General features: G+C 69.5%; 28 protein-coding genes. 16 read left to right on the forward strand and 12 right to left on the reverse strand.

The window, feature by feature from the left end; translation table 11 throughout:
• Positions 1-5: 5 nt before the first annotated feature.
• Complete coding sequence (locus CGU35_RS04425) at positions 6-1178, reverse strand: acyltransferase family protein (protein ID WP_100810426.1); 1173 nt, start codon at positions 1176-1178, stop codon at positions 6-8.
• A gap of 80 nt (positions 1179-1258) precedes the next feature.
• On the opposite strand from CGU35_RS04425, the gene CGU35_RS04430 reads away from it, so the two are divergent.
• From CGU35_RS04430 to CGU35_RS04440, 3 genes are all read left to right on the forward strand, one after another.
• Complete coding sequence (locus CGU35_RS04430) at positions 1259-2155, forward strand: alpha/beta fold hydrolase (RefSeq protein WP_100811270.1); 897 nt, start codon at positions 1259-1261, stop codon at positions 2153-2155.
• Positions 2156-2322: 167 nt separating this feature from the next.
• Positions 2323-3498, forward strand: coding sequence for an LLM class flavin-dependent oxidoreductase (locus tag CGU35_RS04435; protein ID WP_100810427.1), 1176 nt, complete (start codon positions 2323-2325; stop codon positions 3496-3498).
• A 1-nt stretch (position 3499) separates the two neighbouring features.
• The gene (locus CGU35_RS04440; RefSeq protein ID WP_100811271.1) at positions 3500-4144 is read left to right on the forward strand and encodes an FMN reductase; all 645 of its coding nucleotides are present in this window, start codon (positions 3500-3502) and stop codon (positions 4142-4144) included.
• Positions 4145-4304: 160 nt separating this feature from the next.
• Here the strand turns inward: CGU35_RS04440 and CGU35_RS04445 are convergent, their stop codons facing one another.
• On the reverse strand, positions 4305-4904 hold the full coding sequence (locus tag CGU35_RS04445; RefSeq protein ID WP_100810428.1) for a DedA family protein: 600 nt from the start codon (positions 4902-4904) through the stop codon (positions 4305-4307).
• A 178-nt stretch (positions 4905-5082) separates the two neighbouring features.
• On the opposite strand from CGU35_RS04445, the gene CGU35_RS04450 reads away from it, so the two are divergent.
• A complete protein-coding gene (locus CGU35_RS04450) occupies positions 5083-7083 on the forward strand; it encodes a GDSL-type esterase/lipase family protein (protein WP_100810429.1) in 2001 nt (666 codons plus the stop codon).
• 33 nt (positions 7084-7116) lie between these two features.
• On the opposite strand, the gene CGU35_RS04455 is transcribed toward CGU35_RS04450, so the two are convergent.
• Positions 7117-8079 (reverse strand): helix-turn-helix transcriptional regulator, encoded by a 963-nt coding sequence (locus tag CGU35_RS04455; protein WP_181003410.1) that lies wholly within the window; start codon positions 8077-8079, stop codon positions 7117-7119.
• Between the two features lie 143 nt (positions 8080-8222).
• Between CGU35_RS04455 and CGU35_RS04460 the strand changes: the two genes are divergently transcribed.
• On the forward strand, positions 8223-8918 hold the full coding sequence (locus tag CGU35_RS04460) for an alpha/beta fold hydrolase (protein ID WP_100810431.1): 696 nt from the start codon (positions 8223-8225) through the stop codon (positions 8916-8918).
• 48 nt (positions 8919-8966) lie between these two features.
• Here CGU35_RS04460 and CGU35_RS18090 read toward each other — a convergent pair whose 3' ends face one another.
• The 4 genes from CGU35_RS18090 to CGU35_RS04475 are packed head-to-tail and all read right to left on the reverse strand — an operon-like array spanning position 8967 to position 10304.
• Entirely contained in the window at positions 8967-9131 is a 165-nt protein-coding gene (locus CGU35_RS18090) for a hypothetical protein (protein ID WP_157813889.1), read from the reverse strand.
• A gap of 2 nt (positions 9132-9133) precedes the next feature.
• Positions 9134-9379 carry a hypothetical protein gene (locus CGU35_RS04465; RefSeq protein WP_100810432.1) on the reverse strand — a complete coding sequence of 82 codons (246 nt, stop codon included), beginning with the start codon at positions 9377-9379 and terminating at the stop codon, positions 9134-9136.
• Between the two features lie 13 nt (positions 9380-9392).
• Entirely contained in the window at positions 9393-9578 is a 186-nt protein-coding gene (locus tag CGU35_RS04470) for a DUF5302 domain-containing protein (RefSeq protein WP_100810433.1), read from the reverse strand.
• 48 nt (positions 9579-9626) lie between these two features.
• Positions 9627-10304, reverse strand: a complete 678-nt coding sequence (locus CGU35_RS04475; RefSeq protein ID WP_100810434.1) for a hypothetical protein — start codon at positions 10302-10304, stop codon at positions 9627-9629.
• A gap of 341 nt (positions 10305-10645) precedes the next feature.
• Between CGU35_RS04475 and CGU35_RS04480 the strand changes: the two genes are divergently transcribed.
• From CGU35_RS04480 to CGU35_RS04500, 5 genes are all read left to right on the forward strand, one after another.
• A complete protein-coding gene (locus tag CGU35_RS04480) occupies positions 10646-12922 on the forward strand; it encodes a polyribonucleotide nucleotidyltransferase (RefSeq protein ID WP_100810435.1) in 2277 nt (758 codons plus the stop codon).
• A 235-nt stretch (positions 12923-13157) separates the two neighbouring features.
• Positions 13158-14180: an aldo/keto reductase gene (locus CGU35_RS04485; protein WP_100810436.1), complete on the forward strand. Its 1023-nt coding sequence runs from the start codon at positions 13158-13160 to the stop codon at positions 14178-14180.
• A gap of 118 nt (positions 14181-14298) precedes the next feature.
• Positions 14299-14901: a histidine phosphatase family protein gene (locus CGU35_RS04490; RefSeq protein ID WP_100810437.1), complete on the forward strand. Its 603-nt coding sequence runs from the start codon at positions 14299-14301 to the stop codon at positions 14899-14901.
• Positions 14902-15047: 146 nt separating this feature from the next.
• Positions 15048-15311, forward strand: coding sequence for a hypothetical protein (locus tag CGU35_RS04495; RefSeq protein WP_100810438.1), 264 nt, complete (start codon positions 15048-15050; stop codon positions 15309-15311).
• A 9-nt stretch (positions 15312-15320) separates the two neighbouring features.
• Positions 15321-15617, forward strand: coding sequence for a hypothetical protein (locus CGU35_RS04500; protein WP_146048035.1), 297 nt, complete (start codon positions 15321-15323; stop codon positions 15615-15617).
• 38 nt (positions 15618-15655) lie between these two features.
• Here the strand turns inward: CGU35_RS04500 and CGU35_RS04505 are convergent, their stop codons facing one another.
• A complete protein-coding gene (locus CGU35_RS04505; protein ID WP_308455395.1) occupies positions 15656-16144 on the reverse strand; it encodes a GNAT family N-acetyltransferase in 489 nt (162 codons plus the stop codon).
• Positions 16145-16332: 188 nt separating this feature from the next.
• Between CGU35_RS04505 and dapB the strand changes: the two genes are divergently transcribed.
• Together dapB and CGU35_RS04515 are read left to right on the forward strand one after the other, a co-directional pair.
• Entirely contained in the window at positions 16333-17145 is an 813-nt protein-coding gene (gene dapB / locus CGU35_RS04510; protein ID WP_100810440.1) for a 4-hydroxy-tetrahydrodipicolinate reductase, read from the forward strand.
• Positions 17142-17597, forward strand: coding sequence for a hypothetical protein (locus tag CGU35_RS04515; RefSeq protein WP_100810441.1), 456 nt, complete (start codon positions 17142-17144; stop codon positions 17595-17597). The genes dapB and CGU35_RS04515 overlap by 4 nt, the downstream gene beginning before the upstream one ends.
• Positions 17598-17615: 18 nt before the next feature.
• Here the strand turns inward: CGU35_RS04515 and CGU35_RS04520 are convergent, their stop codons facing one another.
• The 4 genes from CGU35_RS04520 to CGU35_RS04535 form a co-directional block, all read right to left on the reverse strand.
• Positions 17616-18512, reverse strand: a complete 897-nt coding sequence (locus CGU35_RS04520) for a TIGR01777 family oxidoreductase (RefSeq protein WP_100810442.1) — start codon at positions 18510-18512, stop codon at positions 17616-17618.
• 14 nt (positions 18513-18526) lie between these two features.
• Positions 18527-18952 (reverse strand): OsmC family peroxiredoxin, encoded by a 426-nt coding sequence (locus tag CGU35_RS04525; protein WP_100810443.1) that lies wholly within the window; start codon positions 18950-18952, stop codon positions 18527-18529.
• Between the two features lie 142 nt (positions 18953-19094).
• Positions 19095-19682 carry a DUF4395 domain-containing protein gene (locus tag CGU35_RS04530; RefSeq protein ID WP_100810444.1) on the reverse strand — a complete coding sequence of 196 codons (588 nt, stop codon included), beginning with the start codon at positions 19680-19682 and terminating at the stop codon, positions 19095-19097.
• On the reverse strand, positions 19675-20133 hold the full coding sequence (locus tag CGU35_RS04535; protein ID WP_100810445.1) for a thioredoxin family protein: 459 nt from the start codon (positions 20131-20133) through the stop codon (positions 19675-19677). Before CGU35_RS04535 ends, CGU35_RS04530 begins: the two co-directional genes overlap by 8 nt.
• 163 nt (positions 20134-20296) lie before the next feature.
• Between CGU35_RS04535 and thyX the strand changes: the two genes are divergently transcribed.
• From thyX to CGU35_RS04555, 4 genes are all read left to right on the forward strand, one after another.
• Positions 20297-20995, forward strand: coding sequence for an FAD-dependent thymidylate synthase (thyX, locus tag CGU35_RS04540; RefSeq protein ID WP_100811273.1), 699 nt, complete (start codon positions 20297-20299; stop codon positions 20993-20995).
• Positions 20996-21011: 16 nt separating this feature from the next.
• Entirely contained in the window at positions 21012-21776 is a 765-nt protein-coding gene (locus tag CGU35_RS04545) for an SDR family NAD(P)-dependent oxidoreductase (RefSeq protein WP_100810446.1), read from the forward strand.
• Positions 21777-21905: 129 nt separating this feature from the next.
• Positions 21906-22883 carry a 4-hydroxy-tetrahydrodipicolinate synthase gene (gene dapA, locus CGU35_RS04550; RefSeq protein WP_100810447.1) on the forward strand — a complete coding sequence of 326 codons (978 nt, stop codon included), beginning with the start codon at positions 21906-21908 and terminating at the stop codon, positions 22881-22883.
• Positions 22884-23051: 168 nt separating this feature from the next.
• A complete protein-coding gene (locus CGU35_RS04555) occupies positions 23052-24728 on the forward strand; it encodes a ribonuclease J (RefSeq protein WP_100810448.1) in 1677 nt (558 codons plus the stop codon).
• Positions 24729-24753: the final 25 nt, after the last annotated feature.

The raw sequence follows: 24753 nt of genomic DNA on the forward strand, positions 1-24753 counted from the left end.
TTTCGCTAGCGCGACGGCGGGGGCGGCGTTCGGCGCGAGCCGGTGGGATCCGACCGGCGTCCCTCGCGCCCCGCGAGCGCGGGGTCGGCGAACAACCAGCCCGGCCGCGGCTCGACGAGGGGCCGGAAGACGCGCCGCACGGGCGCCGTCGCGAGGCCCAGCGCGATCAGCACCGAGACGACCACCACGATCGGGAGCCACAGCCAGGTCGGTTCGAGGTCGCGCAGCACACCGGACTCGCGGAACGGGTACAGCACGAACGAGTGCAGCAGGTAGACGTACATCGTGTACTGACCGAAGTGGGTCCACCACGTGTTCCGCCGCGGCACGAGCACGAGGAACGCCACGCTCAGGACGAGCGCCACGACCATGAGAGCGAGCCGCACCCCACCCGCCCACCACTGGGTACCACCGAGGTCGGCGTAGGCGTCGTCGTAGAAGAGCCACGTGCGCAGGTTCATCCGCTCCCACACGTCGAGGTAGAACCACGCCACGAAAGCCGCGAGAGCGAGGGCGGCGATCGCCCCGATCACGACGAGCGGCGAGCGGGAGCGCAGCAGCCGCAGTCGATCCACGATGTCGTGTTCGCGCAGCCACCACCCGAGCGTGAAGAACGGCAGCAGCCCGAGCGTGCGCGAGAGCGAGAAGGTCGAGTCGATGTTCGGCAGGTAGCCCGCGCCGATCGAGATGAGCACGGCCCAGAGCAGGGGCCAGCGCAGCAGCGCCAGATACGGCAGCACGAGCCGGAAGATCCCGAGCGCGAGCAAGAACCAGAGGGTCCACGACGGCTGACTGAGGTCCGGTGCGACGTCGCCCTCGACGATCCACTTCGTCAGCGACCAGAGTCCCTCGAAGATCACGTAGGGGACCAGGATGTCGGTGATGACGCGCGCCATCTGCCGGTGCGACGGTGTTCCCGCCTTCGAGAAGTAACCCGAGATGATCGCAAACGCGGGCATGTGGAACGCGTAGATGACCAAGTACAGCGTGAGCGCGATGTCGGAGTCGTAGGTCAGCCGCTGCACCGAATGACCCAGGACGACCAGCACGATGCACGCGAAGCGGGCGTTGTCCCAGAACGGAACGCGCTTCGACGCGCCGGGGGAACGGGGCTTCGCGGTCGCGCCCGTGCCCGCGCCGTCGTCGGCGCTGGAGGGGCGTGGGCTCGCGTCGCTCATAGGCGTGCCACCCTACCCTGGCGGTGCGCACCCACGCCGCGGGTTGTGTCCCGGTATTGTCGCGTCGAGGTGAGGTGTTCATGACGGTGATCGATGACGCGCCCGGTCGGGATCGAGCAATCCCCGATGTGGATTGGCACGTGTTCCCCGAGGGAACGGTACGCGACGTGCTCGAGGCCCCGAGCGGCTCCCTCGCACGGGTGCGGCTCGGGCCGGAGGACGGCCCCCGTGTTCTGCTCCTGCCCGGGGTGACCGGGTCGAAGGAGGACTTCGTCCTCATGTTCCCGTTGCTCGCGGACGCGGGCTACCGCGTCGAGTCGATCGACCTCGCGGGTCAGTACGAGTCGTGGCAGGCCGGCCCGTGGAACCTCGACCCGCCGCGACCCCGCTACGACTACCGCCTGTTCGCCGACGACTTCATCGCGGCGCTCGAGGACGGCTTCGATGAGTCCGGGCCGGTCCACGTACTCGGCTACAGCTTCGCGGGGCTCGTGGCGCAGCAGGTGCTGGTCGAGCGGTCGGAGTTCTTCGCGAGCCTCACCCTGCTGTCGACACCCCCCGCGGCGGGTCAGGTGTTCCGCGGCGTGAAGCGCATCGGACGGCTGAGCGCCGGCGCATCCCCGCGCACGGGTGCTGCCCTGCTGCTGTGGGGGATCCGCAACAACCTCAACCGCGTGCCGCCCCGGCGGATCGCCTTCGTGCGCGAGCGGTTCGCGTTGACGCGGCGCGACAGCGTGAACGACATCGTCGGCCTCATGATGACGACCCCGGATGTCTCGAGAGCCGTCGCAGCGCTGCCGATCCCCAAGCTCGTTGCGGTGGGCGAACACGACCTCTGGCCCACGACAGAGCATGCCGAGTACGCGCGCGCGATCGGCGGCGAGCTTCGGCTGTACCCGACGGGGCACAGCCCCTGCGAGACGACGCCGCATCAGCTGACGCGAGACATGCTCGCGATGTTCGCCGCCGCGCTCTGAGCGTCGGGCGGGCGGCGGACGGCGGGCTCGCGACGCCCCGGGAATAACCTGGACGGACGCGCGTTACACGAGATACATTCACTTGAATAGAAGCGCCGCGGACAACCCGGACGCAGAGGGAGAAGATCGTGGACGTGAACACCACAACACCCGCCGCAGGGCCTGCCGTGCAGTTCGGCATCTTCACGGTGAGCGACATCACCGAGGACCCGACGACCGGCACGACCCCGAGCGAGGCGGAGAAGATCCGCAATACGATCGCGATCGCCAAGCACGCGGAAGAGGTCGGGCTCGACGTCTTCGCCCTCGGCGAGCACCACAACCCGCCGTTCTGGTCGTCGTCCCCGACGACCACGCTCGGGTACATCGCCGCGCAGACCGAGCGACTCCTGCTCTCGACCGCGACGACCCTCATCACCACGAACGACCCGGTGAAGATCGCCGAGGACTACGCGATGCTCCAGCACCTCGCGGGCGGTCGTGTTGACCTGACGCTCGGGCGCGGCAACACCGGTCCGGTCTATCCGTGGTTCGGTCAGGACATCCGTCAGGGCGTTCCCCTCGCGATCGAGAACTACGCGCTGCTGCACAAGCTGTGGCGCGAGGACGTCGTCGACTGGGAGGGCCGGTTCCGCACCCCGTTGCAGGGGTTCACGTCGACGCCCCGCCCGTTGGACGACGTCCCGCCCTTCGTCTGGCACGGCTCGATCCGTACGCCCGAGATCGCCGAGCAGGCGGCCTACTACGGTGACGGATTCTTCGCGAACAACATCTTCTGGCCGGCCGAGCACTACCAGCGCCTGATCGGGCTGTACCGCCAGCGCTTCGAGCACTACGGCCATGGCACCGCGGCGCAGGCGATCGTGGGTCTCGGCGGCCAGGTGTTCATGCGCGCCAACTCGCAGGATGCCGTGCGCGAGTTCCGCCCCTACTTCGACAACGCGCCGGTCTACGGGCACGGCCCGAGCCTCGAGGACTTCTCGGAGATGACGCCGTTGACCGTCGGCTCGCCGCAGCAGGTCATCGACCGCTACGCGGGCATGCGCGACCTGTTCGGTGACTACCAGCGCCAGCTGTTCCTGATCGATCACGCGGGACTCCCGGTCAAGACGGTGCTCGAGCAGCTCGACATCCTCGGTGGCGAGGTCGTTCCCGTGCTCCGCAAGGAGCTCGCGAAGAACCGTCCGGCCGAGGTGCCGGATGCGCCGACGCACGCGGCTCGTGTCGCGCTCGCCGCAGCGGGTGCTCTGCCGGTGCCCGGTGGCAAGCTCGCCGCGCAGAAGTCCGAGCCCGTCGTTTCGGGGTCGTCCTTCGGTGCCGCCGCGACGCGTCGGGGGGTCTGACATGACCGCCCGTCGGATCGCGGTCGTGACCGCGGGGCTCTCGAACCCGTCGACCACACGCCTGCTCGGTGACCGGCTCGCCTCGGCGACGGTCCGCGAGCTCGCGGTGCGGGGGATCGAGGCCACGGTCGACACGATCGAGCTGCGCGACTACGCGCACGACATCACGAACAACCTGCTGACCGGCTTCGCTCCGCCCGCGCTCGAGGCGGCCATCAACACGGTCGTCTCGTCGGACGCGCTGATCACCGTCACGCCGATCTTCTCGACCAGCTACTCGGGCCTGTTCAAGTCGTTCATCGACGTGCTCGACCCGGACGCGCTGACGGGAAAGCCGGTGCTGATCGGGGCGAACGCTGGCACCCCGCGCCATTCGCTCGCGATCGACTACGCCATCCGTCCCCTGTTCGCGTATCTGCACGCGGATGCCATCTCGACGGGCGTGTTCGCGGCCTCGAGCGACTGGGGAGCACAGGGCGACGGCGTCGCCCCGCTCGGCGACCGCATCGACAAGGCCGCCCGTGAGCTCGCCGATGCGCTCGCACGGCGCGAGACGGCCGAGTCGGCCGATCCCTTCGACCCTGCCAACTACCTCGGTGAGGGGCGCTCGTTCGGCCATCTGCTCGGCGGCCTCGCGGGGGAGTAGCGCGACTCGCTCGAGTCCTCCCGAGAGCGCTGCTCGTCGCCGAGTCAGCCCCCTATCGCACGTGTAGGGGGCTGACTCGTGCGTAACCGGCGTAGTCGGCGGCTCCAGCTCGGCCGGGGGCGCGGACGGAGCTGAGGGATGCCTCGGGCCCGACCCGTCCTCAGGCGCGGGGCGTGCGACGCCAGCGCGCGGCGAGCACGGCGTCGAGCGCCACGCCCAGCAGCAGTGCGACCGCGATCGAGGCCAGGATCGCCAGCACCGGCGCACCGGGCAGCAGCGTGGCGACGACGGTGCCGACGAGCGCCTGGTAGCACGCCCAGCCGAGTGCGGCCAGCGCCGCGAGCGGCAGATACCGCGGGGCCGTGACCCCGCCCGCACCGGCCGTGAGGTTGACGGCGAGGCGGGCGAAGGGGATGAAGCGCGCGGTGAACACGATCGCGGCCGTGCTGCGCTCGAGGCGGGCCCGCGCCCACGAGAACAAGACCGCAACGCGCGGTCGGCGCATCCATGCCCATCTCTCGAGCCCCACGCGACGGCCGATGAGGTAGCAGACCGTGTCGCCGAGGAACGCGGCGACGGCGGCGACGGCGATGATCGCGACGAGGGACGGATCCCCGGCCACGACGCTCAGCGCGGCCAGCGCCGTGACCGCGGTCTCGCCCGGGATCACGACGAGGAACGCGTCGCCCAGCACGAGCCCGAACATCGCGACGAGAGCCCACGGGCTCGCGGCGACGGCGGCGAGGACGTCGTCAATCACCCCCTGTGGGTACCAAGGCCGGATGAACGGCGAGCGAACGCCGCCCTGTGCGGGGCGTCCGGCGGTGCACGACGCGGCGGCATCCGTTCGGTGACGCGGATGCGTGCGCTCGGTGAACTCTCGGTGCCCGGGGCGGTTTCGGCGCGTCGGGGTGATCCGCGGGCCCCACCCTGGACGTGTGAGAGTCGCCCTGCTGGCGGAATCCGCCCTGCCACACATGAACGGCGTGACCGGTTCGGTCGCGCAGGTGCTGCGTCACCTCCGCCGCGAGGGGCACGAGACCCTCGTCATCGCCCCCCACCCGGGCGGAGTCCAACCGGGCGCCCGACCCATGCTGCCCGACTTCACGGATGTGCGCACCGAGCTGCTGCGATCCGTGCCGCTGCCGTCGTATCCCGACGTACGCGTGGTCTTCGCGCGCACGGCGTACCTCACGAGGCTGCTGCGCGAGTTCGCCCCGGATGTCGTGCACCTGGCCTCGCCGTTCGTGCTCGGTTCGCAGGGGGTCGCCGCGGCGGATGCCCTGCGGGTGCCGTCCGTCGCGATCTATCAGACGGATGTCATCTCCTACGCCGAGAAATACGGCGTCGTCGGCGCCGCGCCGCTGGTGGCGCGTCATGTCGCCCGGCTGCACCGTCGCGCGACCCTGACGCTGGCACCTTCGTCGGCGGCGATCGCGCAGCTCGAGGCACTGGGCATCGACCGGCTGCGGCCGTGGGGACGCGGCGTCGACGCCGAGAGGTTCACCCCCGAGCGCCGCAGCGAGGCCTGGCGGCGCCGGATCGCACCGGACGAGATCCTCGTCGGATATGCGGGGCGTCTCGCGGCCGAGAAACAGGTCGAGGACCTGCGTGCCGTCACGGACCTACCCGGAGTCCGCCTCGTGATCATCGGGGACGGCCCCGATCGCGCACGCCTGCGCGCCGCGCTCCCAACCGCTGTCTTCACCGGATTCCTCGACGGCCTCGACCTGGCCGAAGCCCTCGCGAGCCTCGATGTCTTCGTGCACCCGGGCGAGAGCGAGACCTTCTGCCAGACCGTGCAAGAGGCACACGCGAGCGGTATCCCCGTCGTTGCGACGGGCCGCGGCGGCCCGGTCGACCTCGTGCGCAGCAGCATCGACGGGTGGCTGTACGAACCGGGTGACCTGCGTGACCTGCGGGCTCGTGTCGCCGACCTCACGGGCGACGAGGCGAAGCGTCGTTCGTTCGGTGTGGCCGCGCGCGAGGGGGTGCGCCACCGCACCTGGGAGGCCCTGTGTCGCGACCTGGTCGACCGTTACGACGAGGCACGCACCCTGCGGCCCATCGACGACGCCCTGCTCGCGCGAGGCATCACCCGTCCCGAGCTGCCGTCGGCGCCATCCGACTCGACGACGGCGGCGCCCCGCTGGCGCCGTTACGTCGCTCTTGGCGACTCGATCACGGAGGGGCTCTGCGACGCCTCGCGCGCCCCGGCCGATCAGTACCGAGGATGGGCGGACCGCCTCGCGCTGCTCCTCGCCTCGGCGGGCGCCGGCGGGTCATCCGGCTTCCGGTTCGCGAACCTCGCTGTTCGCAGCAAGCGCGTGCGCGATGTGGTCGAGCGGCAGCTGCCCGCGGCGCTCGCACTCCGCCCCGATCTCGTCTCCGTGCTCATCGGAGCCAACGATCTCGTCAAGCAGGGTGCCGACCCGAGTCGACTGGCCGCCGAGGTCGAGGCCGTCGTGCGGACGCTGCGCGAGGCCGGATGCGATGTGCTGCTCGCGACCCCGTTCCTGCCGCACCGCCGAGCCGCCCGGATTTTCGCGCGTCGCTTCGCCCACTACAACTCCGAGCTGCGCCGCATCGCACGGGCGACCGGCGCGCTGCTTCTCGATGTCGAGGCGCTGCCGCGCATCTCCGAGCTCGAACTCTGGGCAGACGACGGCGTGCATCTGCGGTCGGCGGGTCATCGCCTGCTCGCCTACCGGGCGGCGGACGTGCTCGGCATCCGCGACGCGGAACAGCTCGAGGCGCTCGAGGCGTCCTTCCACGACGACGAAGAGGCCGCGCTGGCGGGGCGCTGGCTCACCGCGCACGCGCTGCCGTGGATGTGGCGGCGGATGCGCGGACGCACCGCGGGCGACGGGCTCGACCCCAAGCACTCCGACTACATCGTGCTCCCCGGGCGTGCGCGTCGGCGCACACCGACGAGCTGAGGCATCTCGCGCGACCCGTCAGCGCACGACGCGTCAGGGCCGGTGCGACCCGGGCGTCGCATCGAACCGCGCTCGGAACGCGTGATGGAAGTGTGCGACGTCACGAAAACCGGATGCGACCGCGACGGCCTCGATCGATCGTCCCTGCCAGGCGGGGGAGCGCAGACGTTCCCGAGCCGCGTCCAGCCGTGCCCCGAGCAACCAGTCCCGGAACGTCTCTCCCGCCGCACGGAAATCGTTCTGGATCGTCCGGACCGACACGTTCACGGATCGAGCGAACTCGTGCACGTCGAAGTCCGCGTCATGGATGCGCGTCGATGCGGCGCGCTTGCCGGACTCGAGCCGGGACGGCGCATCCGTCGCCGGGTCCACGCCGGTGAGAGCGCCACGGAGCATCGCGATGACCGCTCGTGTCATGGCCGATGCCGCTTCCCAACGCCCGGCGTCGAACTCCGCCGTCAGCAGCGCGCACTGCGTGCCCAGCCGCGCGCCCTCTCCCGATGCGGCGAGGCGGCGGTTCAGTTCGGCGATGTCGCGGCCGGTGGGCTCGATGCCAGCGAATGTGCGCGGCACGCGGAGCGAGTACAGACGGAATCGCCGCCGGGGGTCGAGATGGAGGGTGAACGGTGCCGAGTTGTCGATCAAGATCGGCGCTCCCGCGGGCATCCGCCAGGTCTCGTCGAGATGGTGGAGCCGTGACGACGAGTTGGGTGAGACATTGACGAACAGCGCACCGTCCGGCACCCGGGCGAGCGAAGCCGCGTCGCGCCGGGCTTCGTGGCCGGGGGCACGCATCCGCGAGAGGATCGCGCCATCCCACTCGTAGGCGAGGAGGTCGGCATCGAACGTCCCCGAGGAGGTTCGCTCGGGACGGATGCCGAGGTAGACATCGCACAGTGCGTCGCGAAAACTGTCGAACCTGTCGGACTCCCGTTGATCCGTGGTCGACGCGGCAAGGACCGGCACGGGCTCGTGCGGCACGGGGATTGCGCTCATCGCCATCGACTTTCGTTCCGCGCCAGTGTGTGCGTGGACGCGTGAGCCTATCTTGATCCCTAGATGTCCGAGCCTCAAGCGGCGCCGCCCGAATCGCGCCCGCCCTCGGCGGCATCATCCCGACAACGAAGACGGAGTACTCCATGACCGAACGCCCCACACTTCTGCTGGTCCACGGTGCCTGGCACGGTTCGTGGGCCTGGGCGCCCCTTCAGACCGAGCTCGCCTCACGGGGCTGGGACGTCCGCACCGTCGACCTGCCGACGGTTCACGCGGACGACCCGCGCGGTCTCCACATGACGGATGACGCGGATGCCATCGCGCGAGCGATCGATGACATCGAGGGGCCGGTCGCTGTTGTCGCCCATTCGTACGGTGGCGGCCCCACGACGCAGGGTGCGACATCCGATTCCGTCGTCCACATCGTCTATGTCGCGGCCTTCGTCCTCGACGAGGGGGAGTCGCTTCTCGGCGCGGTGGGCGGCGTCGCGCCCTCGTGGTGGGTCGTCGACGGTCCGCTCGCGACGGCGGGGACGGATGCCGAGCCCGCAACCGGCCTCTTCTTCGCCGACGTCGACGAGGCGACTGCTGCCGAAGCGGTGGGACGGTTGAAGGCGCAGAGCAGCGCAGCCTTCAGCGACGAGGTCACCACGGTCGCGTGGCGCGAAAAGGAAACGACCTATGTCGTCACCGAGCAGGATGCGGTGTTCCCGCTCCCCGCCCAGGAGGCTCTCGCTGCGCGCTCGGGATCGACCGCGGTGCGGATGGACACCAGCCACTCGCCGTTCCTGTCGAAGCCGACCGAGCTGGCCGACATCATCGAGGACGCGCTCCGCTGAGTCGACGCCGTCGAGGCGGCACGGCCGGCTTCACCCGAATGAGGAGCCTCAGCCCTCCATGCCCTGTTCGTACTGTTCGAGTTCCAGCTCGAGCTGACGCCGGAGTTCGGCGGTCTGCAGGGCCGTGAGCTCTTCTCCCTCGTCGTTCGGGGCGTCGCCCATCGCGACCGCGTCGCGCTCTTCGCCGGTGTTGGGCTCTCGTCGATCGGACATCGTCACTCCTCGCCGTACGCGGGTAGGTCATCGGCGCTGACCTCGGTGGCGAGTGCGGCGTCCGCCTCGCCCTCGAGGTCTGCATCCAGGTCGTCGTCCGAAACGGCGCCAGCCGTGTCTGCGGGCGCCTCGGGGTCTATGGCGTGCATCGCGTCCACGACCGCCTCGGGGTCCACGCTGTTCGAGAGAGCCGCGTCGCGAGCCGCCGCGTCGGCGTCGATCTCCTCGAATGTGGGTTCAAAGACCATCAGATGCTCCTTCTCAGCCGCTCTTGCGTCGGAACTCGCGCTTGACCGACGCGGGTCCCTGGGTGGCGTGGATGGCGGAATCGCCGTTCAGGTGAGCCTCGCCCTGGCGGTGGCGGGCGTTCTTCTTCTCGAGCGCCTCCTTGAACTTGCGCTTGACATCGTCGGATGCCGAGGCGGGCGCTGTGTCGTCGGTACTCATGGCCGCCAGCCTACGCGGGGTCGCGCCTGCGGGGGAGTGTGGCGTCTGTCAGAAGCTGGAGTCGAACGGGATGAACGTCTGGGAGTAGATCAGGTCGCACTTCGTCAAGCCGTTGGCGTCGGTCACGCAGGTCTCCGTCGTTGTGGTCAACGCCGCGTCATCGATGAACATCGCGATGTCGGTGAGGGTGGTGGGGAGCTGTTCTGCTGTGTAGGCGGTGTCTCGGCCTTGCTCGAGGGCGTGGTTGGGGGAGGCGAAGAGGATCTCGAGGTTGGCGGTGAAGACGGCGGTGGCGGTGTCGTAGGAGGGTTCGGTCATGGTGGCGACGATGGAGACGCCGTCGGCGGTGCCGTTGGCGGTGAAGCCGATGTTGGGTGGGGATTCGTCGAATCCGAATGCGGGCCAGGTGGTGATGAACTCGTCGGTGCCGAGAGATCCGGATTTCTGGTCCGGGCGGTCCGAGAACCAGATCATCCGCTCGCCGGCGGTGGTGAGCTCGAGGACGTAGTTCGCGCCGTCGAAATGGGTGAGGGTGCCGGCCTCGGCGTCGAGCATGAACAGCAGCGCGAGCGTTTCGCTGTCGCTCGCCGGGGTGGCTGATGGTGCGGGCGCCTCGCCGTCCGCGGCAGGGAGGCCCGGAGCGCAGGCGGCGAGCCCCGTGCTGAGCACCACGGCGAGAAGGAGGGTGCTCAGGGGCGCCAGCAGGCGCTTCGCACGTGTGATCACGCGCTCACCGTAGCGCGAGAAGCCTACGCCGCAGGCACGGCATGCGGGCGACGCGCAGGCCACGACTGCTAGGGTGAGGGGTGAGAATGCGGCATTCGTCGCGTGATCAGACAATTTCATACGCATCGCGAACCGCGGTGCACCTGGAGCAGGCCGGCAGAAAGCTGGTCCCCTGTGGTGGTCTCCTCGTCGCGTGTGCGCCGGGTGGATTTCTACTGGTGGCCAGCGCAGGCTAGATCGCGTATTGCGCGCCGCGCGCCCATATCTGCCTGTTCCTGCTTCTTCGCACACACTCGTGCGCCATACGGGCGCGCGAGTCGAAACAAAGAAGGAGAGACCTCTTGGAAGGTCCTGAAATCACATCCGCCGAGGCCGTTCTCGATAACGGCCGCTTCGGCACCCGCACCATCCGCTTCGAGACCGGCCGCCTCGCGCAGCAGGCTCAGGGCGCCGTTGCCGCTTACCTCGACAACGAGACCATGCTCCTCTCGGCCACCAGCGCCGGAAAGCACCCCCGCGAGGGCTTCGACTTCTTCCCCCTGACGGTGGATGTCGAAGAGCGCTCGTACGCCGCCGGCAAGATCCCCGGCTCGTTCTTCCGCCGCGAGGGCCGCCCCTCCACCGAGGCCATCCTCGTCTGCCGTCTGATCGACCGGCCGCTGCGCCCGTCGTTCGTCGACGGCCTGCGCAACGAAGTCCAGATCGTCATCACGGTGCTCTCGATCGCGCCGGGTGAGTTCTACGACGCGCTCGCGATCAACGCGGCGTCGGCGTCCACCCAGATCTCGGGCCTGCCCTTCTCCGGACCGATCGCCGGCGTTCGCCTCGCGCTCATCCCGGGTCACGGCGAGCACGCCGACCAGTGGGTCGCGTTCCCGACCGTCACGCAGCTCGAAGAGGCCGTCTTCGACCTCATCGTCGCGGGACGCGTTCTGCCCGACGGAGAGGTCGCGATCATGATGGTCGAGGCCGAGGCCACCGAGGGTTCCTGGAACCTCATCAAGGGCGGCGCCGTCAAGCCGAACGAGGCCGTCGTGGCCGAGGGCCTCGAGGCCGCCAAGCCGTTCCTGCGCGAGCTCGTCTCCGCACAGCAGACGCTGGCGAACACGGCTGCCAAGGAGATCGCGAACTACCCGGTCTTCCTGCCCTACAGCCAAGAGACCTACGACTTCGTCGCGCACCGCGCCTACGACCCGCTCGTGGGCATCTACCAGATCGCCGACAAGGTCGAGCGCCAGACCGCCGACGACGAGCTCAAGGACCGGGTCAAGGGCGAGCTGCTCGCGGCCGTCGAGTCCGGCGAGCTCCAGGCCGTCGCAACGCTCGAGTTCTCCGCCGCATACAAGTCCGTCACCAAGAAGATCGTCCGTGGACGCATCCTCGCCGACGGTGTCCGCATCGACGGCCGTGGGCTCGCCGACATCCGTGCGCTCGACGCACAGGTCGACGTCATCCCGCGCGTGCACGGTTCGGCGATCTTCCAGCGCGGCGAGACCCAGATCCTGGGCGTCACCACGCTGAACATGCTCAAGATGGAGCAGCAGATCGACTCGCTGTCGCCCGTCACGCACAAGCGCTACATGCACCACTACAACTTCCCGCCGTACTCGACCGGTGAGACCGGCCGTGTGGGAAGCCCGAAGCGCCGCGAGATCGGGCACGGCTTCCTCGCCGAGCGCGCCCTCGTGCCGGTGCTGCCGTCGCGTGAAGAGTTCCCCTACGCCATCCGTCAGGTCTCCGAGGCGCTGTCCTCGAACGGCTCGACGTCGATGGGCTCGGTCTGCGCCTCGACCCTGTCGCTGCTGAACGCCGGTGTGCCCCTGCGCGCCCCGGTCGCCGGTATCGCGATGGGCCTGGTCTCGGACGAGGTCGACGGACAGACGCGCTACGCCGCGCTGACCGACATCCTCGGCGCGGAAGACGCGCTCGGTGACATGGACTTCAAGGTCGCCGGTACGAGCGAGTTCGTCACGGCGATCCAGCTCGACACCAAGCTCGACGGCATCCCGACCTCGGTTCTGACCGCGGCGCTGCAGCAGGCCAAGGATGCGCGTCTCGCCATCCTCGACCTGATCAACGCCACGATCGACGCTCCCGACGAGATGGCGCCCACCGCGCCCCGCGTCATCAGCGTGCAGATCCCGGTCGACAAGATCGGCGAGCTCATCGGGCCCAAGGGCAAGACGATCAACTCCATCCAGGACGAGACCGGCGCCCAGATCTCGATCGAGGAAGACGGAACCGTGTACATCGGCGCCGTCGACGGTCCGTCGGCCGAGGCCGCTCGCGCGCAGGTCAACGCGATCGCCAACCCGACGAACCCCGAGGTCGGCGAGCAATTCCTCGGAACCGTCGTCAAGATCGCAACCTTCGGTGCGTTCATCTCGCTCCTGCCCGGCAAGGACGGACTGCTGCACGTCAGCGAGGTCCGCAAGCTCGCCGGTGGCAAGCGTGTCGAGAACGTCGAAGACGTACTCAGCGTCGGTCAGAAGATCCTCGTGAAGATCACGAAGATCGACGACCGCGGCAAGCTGTCGCTCGAGCCGGTCGTCGAAGAGTCGGCCGATCAGGCAGCCGACCAGGGTGCCGCCGAAGGCGCGCCCGAGGTTGCCGTCTAGTCGAGGCCCGCACCGGTCAGATCCGCATCGGATCGAAGAAGCCCCCGTACCCCTTCTCGGGTGCGGGGGCTTCGCCCAGTGTCGTGACCAAAGCGTTATGGCTAGTTCATAGGTTCGTCACCGGAACGCGCGCCACGGTCGGTGGCCTGCCCTAATCTCGAAGAAAGCGTCGGGGGGCGCGACACAGGCATGAAGGTCGCGACTCGTGGCACGTAGCGCGCGAGGGGGTGGAAGCATGAGCTTTTTCGGCATCGGCACCGATGTGTCGACAGGGCAGGGTTCGCCGCCCGCTCCGCATCCTTCTTCGCCCATCCCCGTTCTCGGCCCGAGCATCGGACACGGCATGCGTGTCACCCTCGGCGAGACAGGTCTCGACATCTTCCCCCTGATGCTCGGGGGCGCGGAGTTCGGCTGGAACATCGACCTGGCGACCAGTCACCGCATCATCGACCGCTACGTCGAGCTCGGCGGTAACGCTCTGCACACCGCCGACTCGTTCTCGGCGGGGCGCAGCGAGCACATCATCGGGCAGTGGCTGGCATCGCGCCAGGCGCGGGATCAGATGGTCGTGTCCGTGAGGGTCGGCGCGCACCCCGACAACCCCGGTCTCGGTCCGGTCAACCTGGTGCGTGCGGTCGAGGCATCCCTCGTGCGTCTGGGGACCGATCACATCGACGTGGTCTATCTCGACGGTGCCGACGCATCCGTCCCGCTCGAAGAGACCCTCGCGACGGCCGAGTGGCTGATCGGCTCGGGCAAGGTCCGGCACCTGGGCGCTGCGGGCTTCACGCCCGAGCGTCTCGTCGAGGCGCGGATTCTCGCCTCGGCCGGCTACCCGCGCTTCACGGTGCTCGATGCGCACTACAACGTCGTCCACCGCTCGCCCTTCGAGGGTGACCTGCGTCTCGTCGCCGGTGCGCAGGGCATCGCGGTCACGCCCTCGCATCCCCTGGCTCACGGATTCCTGTCCGGCCGTCACCGCAGCCGCGACCGTGTCGGTCTGTCGGCGCGTGGTATGCAGGTTGCGGCATATCTCAACCGGCGCGGCCAGAGGGTGCTGAAGGCGCTGGATGGCATCGCACTCGAGCTCTCGGTGCCCGACGCCGCGGTCGCGGTCGCCTGGCTGCTCGCTCAGCGCACGGTGGTCGCGCCGATCGTCAACGCCTACGCACCAGAACACGTCGAAGAACTCGCGCAGGGCGTTGGCGTCCAGCTGAGCCGCGCGCACCTCGGCGAGCTGTCCCGCGCTGCTCAGTGAGTCACCGGTTTCGGGTCTCCCGAGACCATTTCGTGACATACGCCATCGGTGACGCCGTTCGTGACATAGGCTGGAAGCGGCGTGGCATCGGGGCCCGTCGGGACGGAAGTGGGCGAGGATGACGCATTTCATCTACCTCGTTCGACACGGCGAACACCAGGATGCAGAGCACGGGCTCGTCGACGGCCCGTTGTCTCCGCGGGGTCAGCGTCAGGCATCCCTGATCGCCGATCGGCTGTCCGGAATTCCCCTCAGCGCCGTCTGGCACTCACCGTTGTTGCGGGCGACCGAGACGGCTCGCATGGTGGCGGAGCGGATGCCGGCGATCACCCCGCAACCCTCGTCGTTGCTCTTCGACTGCGTCCCCTCGGGTATGTCACCCGAGACGCCCGGGGTGTACGAGCCGTTCTTCGGGTCGGTGACCGACGACGAGATCGAGGCGGGACGGGCTCAGATGGCGGATGCCGTGAGCGAGTTCCTCGTCCGTCGCACCGGCGAGGTGCACGAGCTCGTGATCACGCACAACTTCGTCATCAGCTGGTTCGTTCGCGAGGTTCTCGGGGCGCCCGAGTGGCGCTGGATGACGCTCAACCAGGCGCACTGCGGCCTGACGGTGATCGCGCAGAAGCAGGGGCGGCCGTGGACGCTGCTCACGCACAACGACCTCGCGCACCTGCCGTTCGAACTGCGGACCGGGCTGCCCGAGACCCACCCGGTCTGAGCCCTGGCGCGAGGGGCGTCGGCGTGGCCGTATCCCGCCGCGGGCGTTCGCCGTTCGGTCCGCGCGATCGCAGCAGGTGCGTTCGCGCCGTCGGGTCTCTCATTGCCGTCGCACCCCGTCGACTCTCCGTCCAATAGTGTCGAGGGATGTTCTGGAGGACCTACGGCACCGTCGTCGGGTGGATGCTCGGCGCCGGGGTCGTGGCCGGGGGACTTCTTCTCCTCGCAGTGTGGGTGCTCTTCGGATTGGCGTCGAGTGGCCCGGCCGGTCTCCCGGTCTGGGCTGGGATCGGCGCCGCCTGCGCTCTCTTCGCGATGCTGATAGCCGCGCCCCTCACCGCCCGTGCGGCGCGGAGGGCGGACAACCACGAGTCGGGTGCACCCACCGGATGGGCCGTCTCGTCGTTGTAGATTTGCGCGGTGGAACAGGGGAACCCAGCGCGAGCGCGGACGATACTCGTGTTCCCCGAGTGGGGCCGCCGCGAAGTCGTCGGTCGCGCTGTTCCGATCTCACCCGAGCTTCGGTATCGGCTCCGGGTCTGGAACGACACCTGGCAGAACGTCCTGGACCCGGTGTTCGAGGTCAGGTGGCCCGATCCTGAGATCGGACGTCAGTGGATCGCCGAGGGGGAGTCCCTCCTGAGAGATCTCCAGGAGGAGGTCGGACCGGCCTTCCGCGTTGTCGGCGACTTCGCCGCCTACGATCCCGATGCCTGAGCCACGCGCCCCAACAGGCGTTCCTGAGCCGGTCGCCATCAAGAGTCGAGCCGCTTGCGCAGCCATACGGTCGCGTTCGGGTTGTCGTTGTAGGGCTCGATCGCCTCGAATCCCGCCGAGGCATACAGGCCCCCGGCCGCCGCGAGGGTGTGGTGGGTGTCGAGCACGAGCTCTGCGGCGCCCCAGGCGCGGGCCCGACGCTCGAGCTCGTCGAGCATCAGGCGCCCCCACCCGCGGCCGCGCGTCGATGGGTCGAGGTACAGGTGCTTGACCTCGAATCGCACCCCGTCCGGGCCGTCCGCGACGCGCCGGATGCCTCCGCATCCGACCGTGGGACGCACACCCGCCTCGGCGACCTCGTCCTCGACCACGAGGAACACGCCGTCCGGGGCGACGAACACCGCTGCATCGGGGTAGGTCGGCCGGTATGCGCCGCCCGGGAACGCCTCGGCCCGGGCCGCGAAGTACTCGGTCAGCAGATCGTGGGCGGTCGGAGCATCCGCCGCCATCTCGATGAATCGCACCACACTTCGAGCCTATGTCGAGGCATCCGTCCATGGTCCGACCCAATGCCGTGCCGTTCGCACGACGGTTCGCCCGACGCGCCGAGCAACGGGGCGCCTGATCGGAGTGTCGGGCATCGGGCCGTGCGGATGGCACGGCCCCCTCGGCCCGGCGTCCCGCCCACCCCGGCAGCCGAACCTAGGATGGGCTCATGACGACACGCGTAGCCATCGTGGGCGGAACAGGTCGGCTCGGCGGCGTCGTGCGCGAGGTCATCGAGGCGACGGAGGGCTACGACGTCGTCGCCGTTCTGTCTTCCCGCAGCGAGATCTCCGAGATCGACGGGTCAGACCTGGTCGTGGATGTCTCGTCCCCGGCCGTGTCGATCGACGTCGTCCGCGCGGCCATCGAGCGCGGCATCAACGTCCTCGTCGGCACCTCGGGGTGGTCGCAGGAGCGCATCGCGCTGGTCCGGCCGCTCGTCGAGGCGGCGGGTACGGGAGTCGTCTTCATTCCGAACTTCTCGCTCGGATCGGTCATCGGCACCGCGCTCGCGGCCGCCGCGGCTCCGTTCTTCCCCTCGATCGAGATCGTCGAGGCGCACCATGAACGCAAGGTCGATTCGCCGAGCGGCACCGCGGTGCGCACGGCCGAGCTCATGGCCGCAGCGCGCGAGAGTGTCGGCCCGGTCGAGGCACCGCACACCGACCAGCGCGCCCGCGGCCAGCGCGTCGCGAGCATCCCCGTCCACTCGCTCCGCCGGCCCGGCGTGATCGCGCGCCAAGAGGTGCTGCTGTCGGGCCCGGGGGAGACGCTGCAGATCGTCCACGACACGGTCGATCCGGCGCTGGCATATGCCCCCGGCATCCGCATCGCCCTCGACGCCGCCCGCACCGTGCGCGGGGTCGTCGTGGGTCTGGATCGCTTCATCGACATCGGCATTCGCCTCCCCGGTGACGAGCCGGAGGCTCCCGTCGACGACGGCGGCGTGCCCGGGCAGGTCGCTCGGGTCACCGGACTGTGAACGCACGCATCGGCGTGGCCATCATGGCCGCGGTGCTGGTCCTGTACGTGGTGCTGGTCTCTCAGCGTGCGATCCTGCTGCTCACGACGGGCGACCCGGTCGGGATCACCATGGGCCTCGCGCTGTTCATCCTTCCGGCGATCGCGGCGTGGGCGATCGGCCGCGAACTCTGGTTCGGCATTCGGGCCGAGAACGTCGGCCGACGTCTCGAGAGCGAGGGTGCACTGCCCGAAGAGCAGTTGTCGGTGCGTCCCAGCGGACGCGTCGACCGCGACGAGGCAGAGGCACTCTTCCCGCGGTATCGCGCGGCGGTCGAGTCCGCACCCGATGATTGGCGCGCCTGGTACCGGCTCGGCCTGGCCTACGACGGCGCGGGAGACAGACGGCGCGCGCGGTCAGCCGTGCGGCAGGCGATCAAGCTCGAATCGGCCGAGCGCCGCAGCACGACCTGACGACGGCGCGCAGAGGGTTCAGCGCGCCGCGGGGATCACCGCCGCCACCGCCTCCTCGACGGTGGTGTGCGTGAAGGTGAAACCGGATGCCTCGAGCGCTGCGGGTACCACGTGCGCATCGACGAGCAGCACGGCATCGGCCATGTCGCGCCCGAGCGCCGCCCGCAGGGTCCACGCGGGCGCCCGCAGGATGTACGGCCGGTTCATGCGGCGGGCGAGGGCGAAACCGAGGTCGTTCGCGGTCGCCCGCGTCGGCCCCGACAGGTTGACGGGTCCCTCGAGCTGCGCATCGATGACGTGACGGATGGCGCGCACCTCGTCGACGAGCGAGATCCAGGGCCATACCTGGGTCCCGCGGCCCATCGGGCCGCTCAGACCGAACCGGGTCAGCAGGATGAGGGGTTTCAGCACGCTCTCGGGGTGGACGACGGGCGCGGTCCGCAGCAGCGCGACGCGCGCCGACCCGGCCCCCCGCGCGGCGGCCTCCCACTCGACGCACAGGTCGCTCAGGAACCCCCCGCCGGGCCCGGCGTCCTCACGGAACTCGCGCCCCGGGGCAGAGCCGTAGAATCCGACGGCGCTCGCCGATACGAGGGCCGGAGCGGCGTCGCCGAGGGCGCGGAGGGCATCCGCGAGCACCCCCGTCGCCTCGAGTCGAGAAGAGACCAGCGTGCGCTTGTACGACGGCGTCCACGGGATGTGCCCGATGCTCGCCCCGTTGAGGTTGACGACCGCGGTCGCGTCCTCGAGGACGCTCGGGTCGAGCGGCGCGCCGCCCAGCCACGCGACCTCGGACGGTGCCGTCGGCTCACGCCGCACGAGCGTCGTCACCTCAGTGCCGTCGGCGAGAAGGCTCTCGGTGAGGGCGCGGCCGATCAGGCCGGACGCGCCCGCGATGACGACGCGCTGAGACATCCGGTCCGCCCGCCTCAGGCGAGCGTTGCCTCGAGCGTGATCTCGATGCCCGCGAGCGCCTGCGAGACGGGGCAGCCCGTCTTCGCGTCCTGCGCGATGCGGGCGAAGTCCTCGGCGCTCAGGCCGGGAACGACCGCATTGACGTTGAGGTGGCTGCCCGTGATGCCCGTGCCCGGAACGAAGGTGACGGATGCCGTGGTGTCCACGCTCTCGGGCGGGGTGCCGTTCTCGCTCAGCGCGTGCGAGAGAGCCATGCTGAAGCACGAGGAGTGCGCCGCGGCGATGAGCTCTTCGGGCGTGGTGACCGACGACGATCCCTGCGAGCGGGCCTTCCAGTTGACATCGAACGTTCCGGCGCCGGACGTGTCGAGGGCGACCGTTCCGGACCCGTCCATCAGGCTGCCCTTCCAGGCGGTGCTGGCTTCGCTCGTAACGCTCATGGGGATCCTCCGGGGTGGTGTGCGCGGCTTCATCGTCGCGCGTGAGGGGCGACGATGCTCTCCCGTCAGCCTAATCCGGGGGAGCCGTTCGTGGGTCGACCGTGCCCGAAGTCGGATGCGAGAGATCGGCGCTCGCGAAGCGTTAGAACGCGGGGCGCGCGCGCCCGACGATCCCCGCGCGCTGCAGCACGAGGTACAGCTGGCAGCCGAGACAGAGCCCGAAAACGGCGTTGAGGAACGCGGCGATTAACGCCGCGGCGGCCGCGATCGGCAGCGCCCAGGGGACTCCGGCGAGGTGCAGGATCAGCCCGATCGTCACGACGAACAGCCCGACACCCTGCGCGAACCGCGGCGGGCGCGGATCTTCGAGCTCGGTGGGCGGCTTCAGGCGCGGACGGATGACTCGCCGAAACAGCACACCCCACGGCGCCGTGCGCGGCGAGAGGACGCCCCACAGGAACAGGAGGGCGATCACGAGCAGCAGCAGGAACGCGGGGTCGAGGGCGCGCTGTGCGACGGACGCGATGCTGACGGCCCATCCGGCACCCGGGACGAAGGTCGCGTCCGCGAGGGGTTGGTAGGCGAACCATCCGAAGCTCTGAGCGGTTGCCGTCGACAGCCCGGTCAATCCGAGCACGACGGCGACGGCCAGCAGGAAGGCGGTGATGGATGCGGCGAAGCGCGGGCCGCGTGGGTCGATGCCCGCGGGCGTGGCGGGTCGATCAGACACGTTCCGGCTCCGCTTCGGGCTCGGTTTGCGCCCCGGTGAGCCGCGTCAGCTCCATCTCGACGACATCGCGCCGCGGAACGCCGCCGAAACGGGTCTGCACGACGCCGTCACGATCCAGGATGAGCGTGGTGGGGGTCTGCAGGACGTGGAAGTGCTTGGCGATGTCGGGGCGGTGCGTGAGGTCGACGTCGAGGTGCCGCACCCCGGGCCGAGCATCGGCGACCGATGACAGCGTGCGGTGGACGCCCGGGCACCGCGAGCACATCTCGGTGCTGAACTGCAGCAGCGTGGCGACGTCGCCCAGGCCGTCGGCGCCCAATCGGGCGGGTTCCACGACCTCATGTGGGACGTGGTGGCGCGCTCGGCCCTGGTTCCAGCGAACGGCGAGGCCCGCGACGACGGTGACCGTCAGGAGGACGGCCAATCCGATCAGGGCTTCAACGAGAGTCACAGCAACCCAGGATAGGCGTGTACGACGGGGCCGGCCGCGTTCGTCCGACTTTTGACGGCTCCGCCGTAACAAACGGACGCATGCTCGCGGGTAGTCTGGGCGCGTGACCGATGCCGCTGCCTCCGCCGAGTCCACCGTTCCCCCCGTCGAGTTCCGCTCCGACATGACCGTCGAGCTCGTGCGTTCGAGCGCCTCCGACAGCGACGTGCTGTTCGCCGCGCGCGTATCGACCATGGGTGAGCAGACGCTCGACGAGGCCGCCTCGGGCGCCGAAGCATCCGGTCGCGACCGCGGGCTGATCAACTACCTCATGCGCGACCGCCACGGTTCGCCCTTCGAGCACAACTCGATGACCTTCTACGTCCAAGCGCCGATCTTCGTGTTCCGCGAGTTCATGCGGCACCGCATCGCGTCGTACAACGAAGAGTCGGGTCGCTACCGGGAGCTCCGCCCGGTGTTCTACGTCCCCGCCGCGGACCGCCGCCTCATCCAGGTCGGCAAGCCGGGCGCCTACGAGTTCCTCGCCGGAACCCCCGAGCAGACCGCGCTGACCGATGCCGTCACGCGCGAGGCATCCGTCCACGCGTTCGAGGCGTACCAGCGGATGCTCGATGCCGGCGTTGCTCGCGAGGTCGCCCGCATCGTGCTGCCCCTCAACACGTATTCGTCGATGTACGTGACGATGAACGCCCGTGCGTTGATGAACTTCCTGTCGCTGCGCACCAAGCGCGAGGGCACGCACTTCCCGTCGTTCCCGCAGCGCGAGATCGAGATGGTCGCCGAGCAGATGGAGCGCATCTGGGCGGAGCTGATGCCGTTCACGCACGCATCGTTCAACGGCAACGGCCGCGTCGCGCCCTGAGACGCGGGCAGGTCACATGGCCAAGACGGCGCTGATCACGGGTGCCAGCTCGGGGCTGGGCGCCGAGTACGCGCGGCAACTGGCCGCACGCGGTGCCAACCTCGTGTTGGTCGCCCGCGATCGCGGGGAGCTCGAGCGCCTGGGGGCTGAGCTCGCGCACGCCCACGGGATCTCGTACGAGGTGCTCGCCGCGGATCTGACCAAGCCGCGCCAGCGCGACAGGGTGACGGCCCGCCTCTCCGAAACGGCGCGACCGATCGAGATGCTCGTCAACAACGCCGGTTTCGGGCTGGATCTCGCGTTCGAGCGCAACGACATCGAGGATGAGGCGCGGCACCTGGCCCTGCACGTCGAGGTGCCGATGCGACTCATGCACGCGGCGCTCCCCGGCATGCTCGATCGCGGCAGCGGCCGGATCGTCAATGTCGCCTCGGTCGCGGGCTTCATCCCGCGGTCCACCTACGGCGCCTGCAAGGGCTGGCTGATCAGCTTCAGCCGGTGGGCGAACGGGCGGTATGCGCCGCGCGGGGTGACCGTCACGGCGGTGTGCCCGGGCTTCACGCACACCGGCTTTCACGGGCGGATGGGTCTCGCGCCCGGCGACGAGGGGGTGCCGGGGGCGCTCTGGCTCGACGCATCCGACGTCGTCTCGGAATCGTTGCGCGACATCGCCCGGGGCAAGGCCGTGTCGGTGCCGTCGCTGCTCTACAAGGCGCTCGTGGCTCTGACGCGGTTCGTGCCGCCGTCGTTCGCCGCCCGGGTGGGCGAGCGCGGACGCTGATCTCGGGGCCGATTCGTCCTGGTCGCCCGGGGACGGCACGACCCCGAGTACGCAAAGGAGCTATGAACTACCTGTCCACGCGCTCCGGGGTGGGGGCTTACGACACCGCGGCCCGATAACCTAGGAACCATGACGCACACCGCCAATCCCTTCGGTCAGGTGCTGGTCGCGCTCGTCACCCCGATGACGGCCGACGGCGAGGTTGACTGGCCCGCGGTCGAGAAGCACATCGACGACGTCATCACGGCGGGCGCCGACGGCATCGTCGTCACCGGCACGACCGGTGAGACCAGCACGCTGACGGATGCCGAGAAGCTCCGGCTCGTCGAGGTCGGCAAGGACGTCTCGGCCGGTCGCGCCAAGATCATCACGGGCGGCGGATCGAACGAGACCGCGCACGCGATCGGGCTCTACAAGGCGAGCGAGAAGGCCGGCGCCGACGGCATCATGATCGTCACGCCGTACTACAACAAGCCGACGCAGGCCGGCATCCTGACGCACTTCCGCCTCGTCGCGGACGCGACGGACCTGCCCGTCATCCTCTACGACATCCCGGGCCGGACCGGCGTCGAGATCAAGTACGAGACGATCCTGCGGCTCGCCAAGCACCCGAACATCCTCGCCGTGAAGGATGCGAAGGGCGACTTCAGCGAAGTGAGCCGCGTGCTCAACCAGACCGACCTGATGTACTTCTCGGGCGACGACGCGAACGTGCTTCCGCACCTGGCGATCGGGGCCTCGGGGCTCATCGGTGTCACGGCGAACATCACCGCGACCCCGTACCGGACGATCGTGGACGCCGTGAACCGTGGCGACCTCGCCGCCGCGACGGCCGCGCACAAGCAGCTCGAGCCTCTGGTTCGCGCCGTCATGACGCTCGTGCCGGGCACGGTTGCGGCGAAGTACATCCTGCACGGCCTCGGCCGCATCGGCAGCCCGCGCGTGCGCCTGCCGCTCGTCGGTCCCGAGGAATGGGAGGCAGCGGCGATCGAGGACGAGCTCGCCCTCGTCCGCGAGGTCGCCGGCGCCGACTTCTCGAACTTCCGCCCCGACCGCAACGCGGCCGCGGGCGGCGCCCTGCCGAAGATCCACGGTACGACCCGCTAGGTACGATTCCCGCTCGCCCGCCTCGGTATTCCACGACCCGCGGGACCAGGAGACGGGCACCACCCGCCCAGCCGGGCGGACCCACAGACCACAGCCGCGGACCCCTCACCGGGCCGCGCACACCACAACAACACACGATCGGATGCCTCGGCGCATCCTGGAGGCAGCATGCCCACGAACGTCTACGATCCGCCGGCCCTCCAAGAAGGCACCCTGCGCGTCTTCCCTCTCGGCGGCCTCGGTGAGATCGGCCGCAACATGACCGTCTTCGAGTTCGAGGGCAAGCTCCTCGTCGTCGACTGCGGCGTGCTGTTCCCCGAAGAGCACCAGCCGGGCGTCGACCTGATCCTGCCGGACTTCGAGCCCATCAAGTCGCGCCTCGACGACATCGTCGGCCTCGTGCTCACGCACGGCCACGAAGACCACATCGGTGCGGTGCCGTACCTCCTCAAGCTCAAGGGAGACATCCCCATCATCGGCTCCGGCCTGACGCTCGCCCTGATCGAGGCGAAGCTCAAAGAGCACCGCATCCGCCCCTACAGCCTCACGGTGCGCGAGGGGCAGCACGAGAGGGTCGGGCCGTTCGACCTCGAGTTCATCGCGGTGAACCACTCGATCCCCGACGCGCTCGCCGTCGCGATCCGCACACCCGCGGGTCTGGTGCTCGCCACGGGCGACTTCAAGATGGACCAGCTGCCGCTCGACGGCCGCCTGACCGACCTGCGCGCCTTCGCGCGTCTCGGCGAAGAGGGCGTCGACCTCTTCCTCGTCGATTCGACGAACGCGGATGTCCCGGGCTTCACGCCGCTCGAGAGCTCGATCGGGCCGGTCCTCGACCAGGTGATCGGCAAGGCGAAGCGCCGTGTCGTCGTCGCGAGCTTCTCGAGCCACGTCCACCGCGTGCAGCAGGTGCTGGATGCCGCGGCCGCCCACGGGCGTCGGGTCGCGTTCCTCGGGCGCAGCATGGTGCGCAACATGACGATCGCGTCCGACCTGGGGTACCTCCGCGTGCCCGAGGGTGTGCTGATCGACTACAAGAAGGCGCGAGATTTGCCCGACGACAAGATCGTCTACATGTCGACGGGTTCGCAGGGCGAGCCGATGGCCGTGCTCAGCCGCATGGCGAACCTCGACCACGAGATCGAGCCCGGTCCGGGCGACACCGTGATCCTCGCGTCGAGCCTGATCCCCGGCAACGAGAACGCGGTCTACCGCGTGATCGACGGGCTGACCAAGCTCGGCGCGAACGTCGTGCACAAGGGCAACGCGAAGGTGCACGTCTCGGGCCACGCCGCCGCGGGTGAGCTGCTCTACTGCTACAACATCCTGCAGCCGAAGAACGTGCTGCCGATCCACGGCGAGTACCGGCACCTGACCGCCAACGCCCGCATCGCGCAAGACAGCGGCGTTCCGGTCGAGCGCACGTTCCTCGCCGAGAACGGCACGGTCATCGATCTGCGCGACGGCGTCGCATCCGTCGTCGGCCAACTCGACATCGGGTTCGTGTACGTCGACGGCTCGACCGTCGGTGAGATCACGGATGCCGACCTCAAGGATCGCCGGATCCTCGGCGAAGAGGGGTTCATCTCGGTCATCGTCGTCGTCGACGCCGCGACCGGGAAGATCATCACGGGACCAGAGATCCACGCGCGCGGCTTCGCGGAGGACGACAGGGTCTTCGACAGCGTCAAGCCGAAGATCGCGGCGGCTCTCGCGGATGCCGCCCAGTCGGGCGTCCGCGACACCCATGCCCTGTCGCAGATCGTGCGCCGCACGATCGGTCGGTGGGTCAGCCAGTCGCTGCGCCGCCGACCCATGATCGTGCCCCTCGTCATCGAGGCGTAGCACCGGCGGGAGCGCACCGGATCGG

It is taken from the genome of Microbacterium sp. BR1 (assembly GCF_002812725.1).
In the GTDB taxonomy this organism is placed as follows: Bacteria; Actinomycetota; Actinomycetes; order Actinomycetales; family Microbacteriaceae; genus Microbacterium.

Excerpts from the sequence above, each read along its gene's own strand:
- CGU35_RS04465 (WP_100810432.1), bottom strand. The coding sequence starts at position 9,379 with ATGGTCTTTGAACCCACATTCGAGGAGATCGACGCCGACGCGGCGGCT.
- CGU35_RS04430 (WP_100811270.1), top strand. The coding sequence starts at position 1,259 with ATGACGGTGATCGATGACGCGCCCGGTCGGGATCGAGCAATCCCCGAT.
- CGU35_RS04460 (WP_100810431.1), top strand. The coding sequence starts at position 8,223 with ATGACCGAACGCCCCACACTTCTGCTGGTCCACGGTGCCTGGCACGGT.
- CGU35_RS04440 (WP_100811271.1), top strand. The coding sequence starts at position 3,500 with ATGACCGCCCGTCGGATCGCGGTCGTGACCGCGGGGCTCTCGAACCCG.
- CGU35_RS18090 (WP_157813889.1), bottom strand. The coding sequence starts at position 9,131 with ATGTCCGATCGACGAGAGCCCAACACCGGCGAAGAGCGCGACGCGGTC.
- thyX (WP_100811273.1), top strand. The coding sequence starts at position 20,297 with ATGACCGTCGAGCTCGTGCGTTCGAGCGCCTCCGACAGCGACGTGCTG.
- dapB (WP_100810440.1), top strand. The coding sequence starts at position 16,333 with ATGACGACACGCGTAGCCATCGTGGGCGGAACAGGTCGGCTCGGCGGC.
- CGU35_RS04495 (WP_100810438.1), top strand. The coding sequence starts at position 15,048 with ATGTTCTGGAGGACCTACGGCACCGTCGTCGGGTGGATGCTCGGCGCC.
- CGU35_RS04545 (WP_100810446.1), top strand. The coding sequence starts at position 21,012 with ATGGCCAAGACGGCGCTGATCACGGGTGCCAGCTCGGGGCTGGGCGCC.
- CGU35_RS04455 (WP_181003410.1), bottom strand. The coding sequence starts at position 8,079 with ATGAGCGCAATCCCCGTGCCGCACGAGCCCGTGCCGGTCCTTGCCGCG.
- CGU35_RS04555 (WP_100810448.1), top strand. The coding sequence starts at position 23,052 with ATGCCCACGAACGTCTACGATCCGCCGGCCCTCCAAGAAGGCACCCTG.
- CGU35_RS04470 (WP_100810433.1), bottom strand. The coding sequence starts at position 9,578 with ATGAGTACCGACGACACAGCGCCCGCCTCGGCATCCGACGATGTCAAG.
- CGU35_RS04425 (WP_100810426.1), bottom strand. The coding sequence starts at position 1,178 with ATGAGCGACGCGAGCCCACGCCCCTCCAGCGCCGACGACGGCGCGGGC.
- CGU35_RS04490 (WP_100810437.1), top strand. The coding sequence starts at position 14,299 with ATGACGCATTTCATCTACCTCGTTCGACACGGCGAACACCAGGATGCA.
- CGU35_RS04520 (WP_100810442.1), bottom strand. The coding sequence starts at position 18,512 with ATGTCTCAGCGCGTCGTCATCGCGGGCGCGTCCGGCCTGATCGGCCGC.
- dapA (WP_100810447.1), top strand. The coding sequence starts at position 21,906 with ATGACGCACACCGCCAATCCCTTCGGTCAGGTGCTGGTCGCGCTCGTC.
- CGU35_RS04525 (WP_100810443.1), bottom strand. The coding sequence starts at position 18,952 with ATGAGCGTTACGAGCGAAGCCAGCACCGCCTGGAAGGGCAGCCTGATG.
- CGU35_RS04485 (WP_100810436.1), top strand. The coding sequence starts at position 13,158 with ATGAGCTTTTTCGGCATCGGCACCGATGTGTCGACAGGGCAGGGTTCG.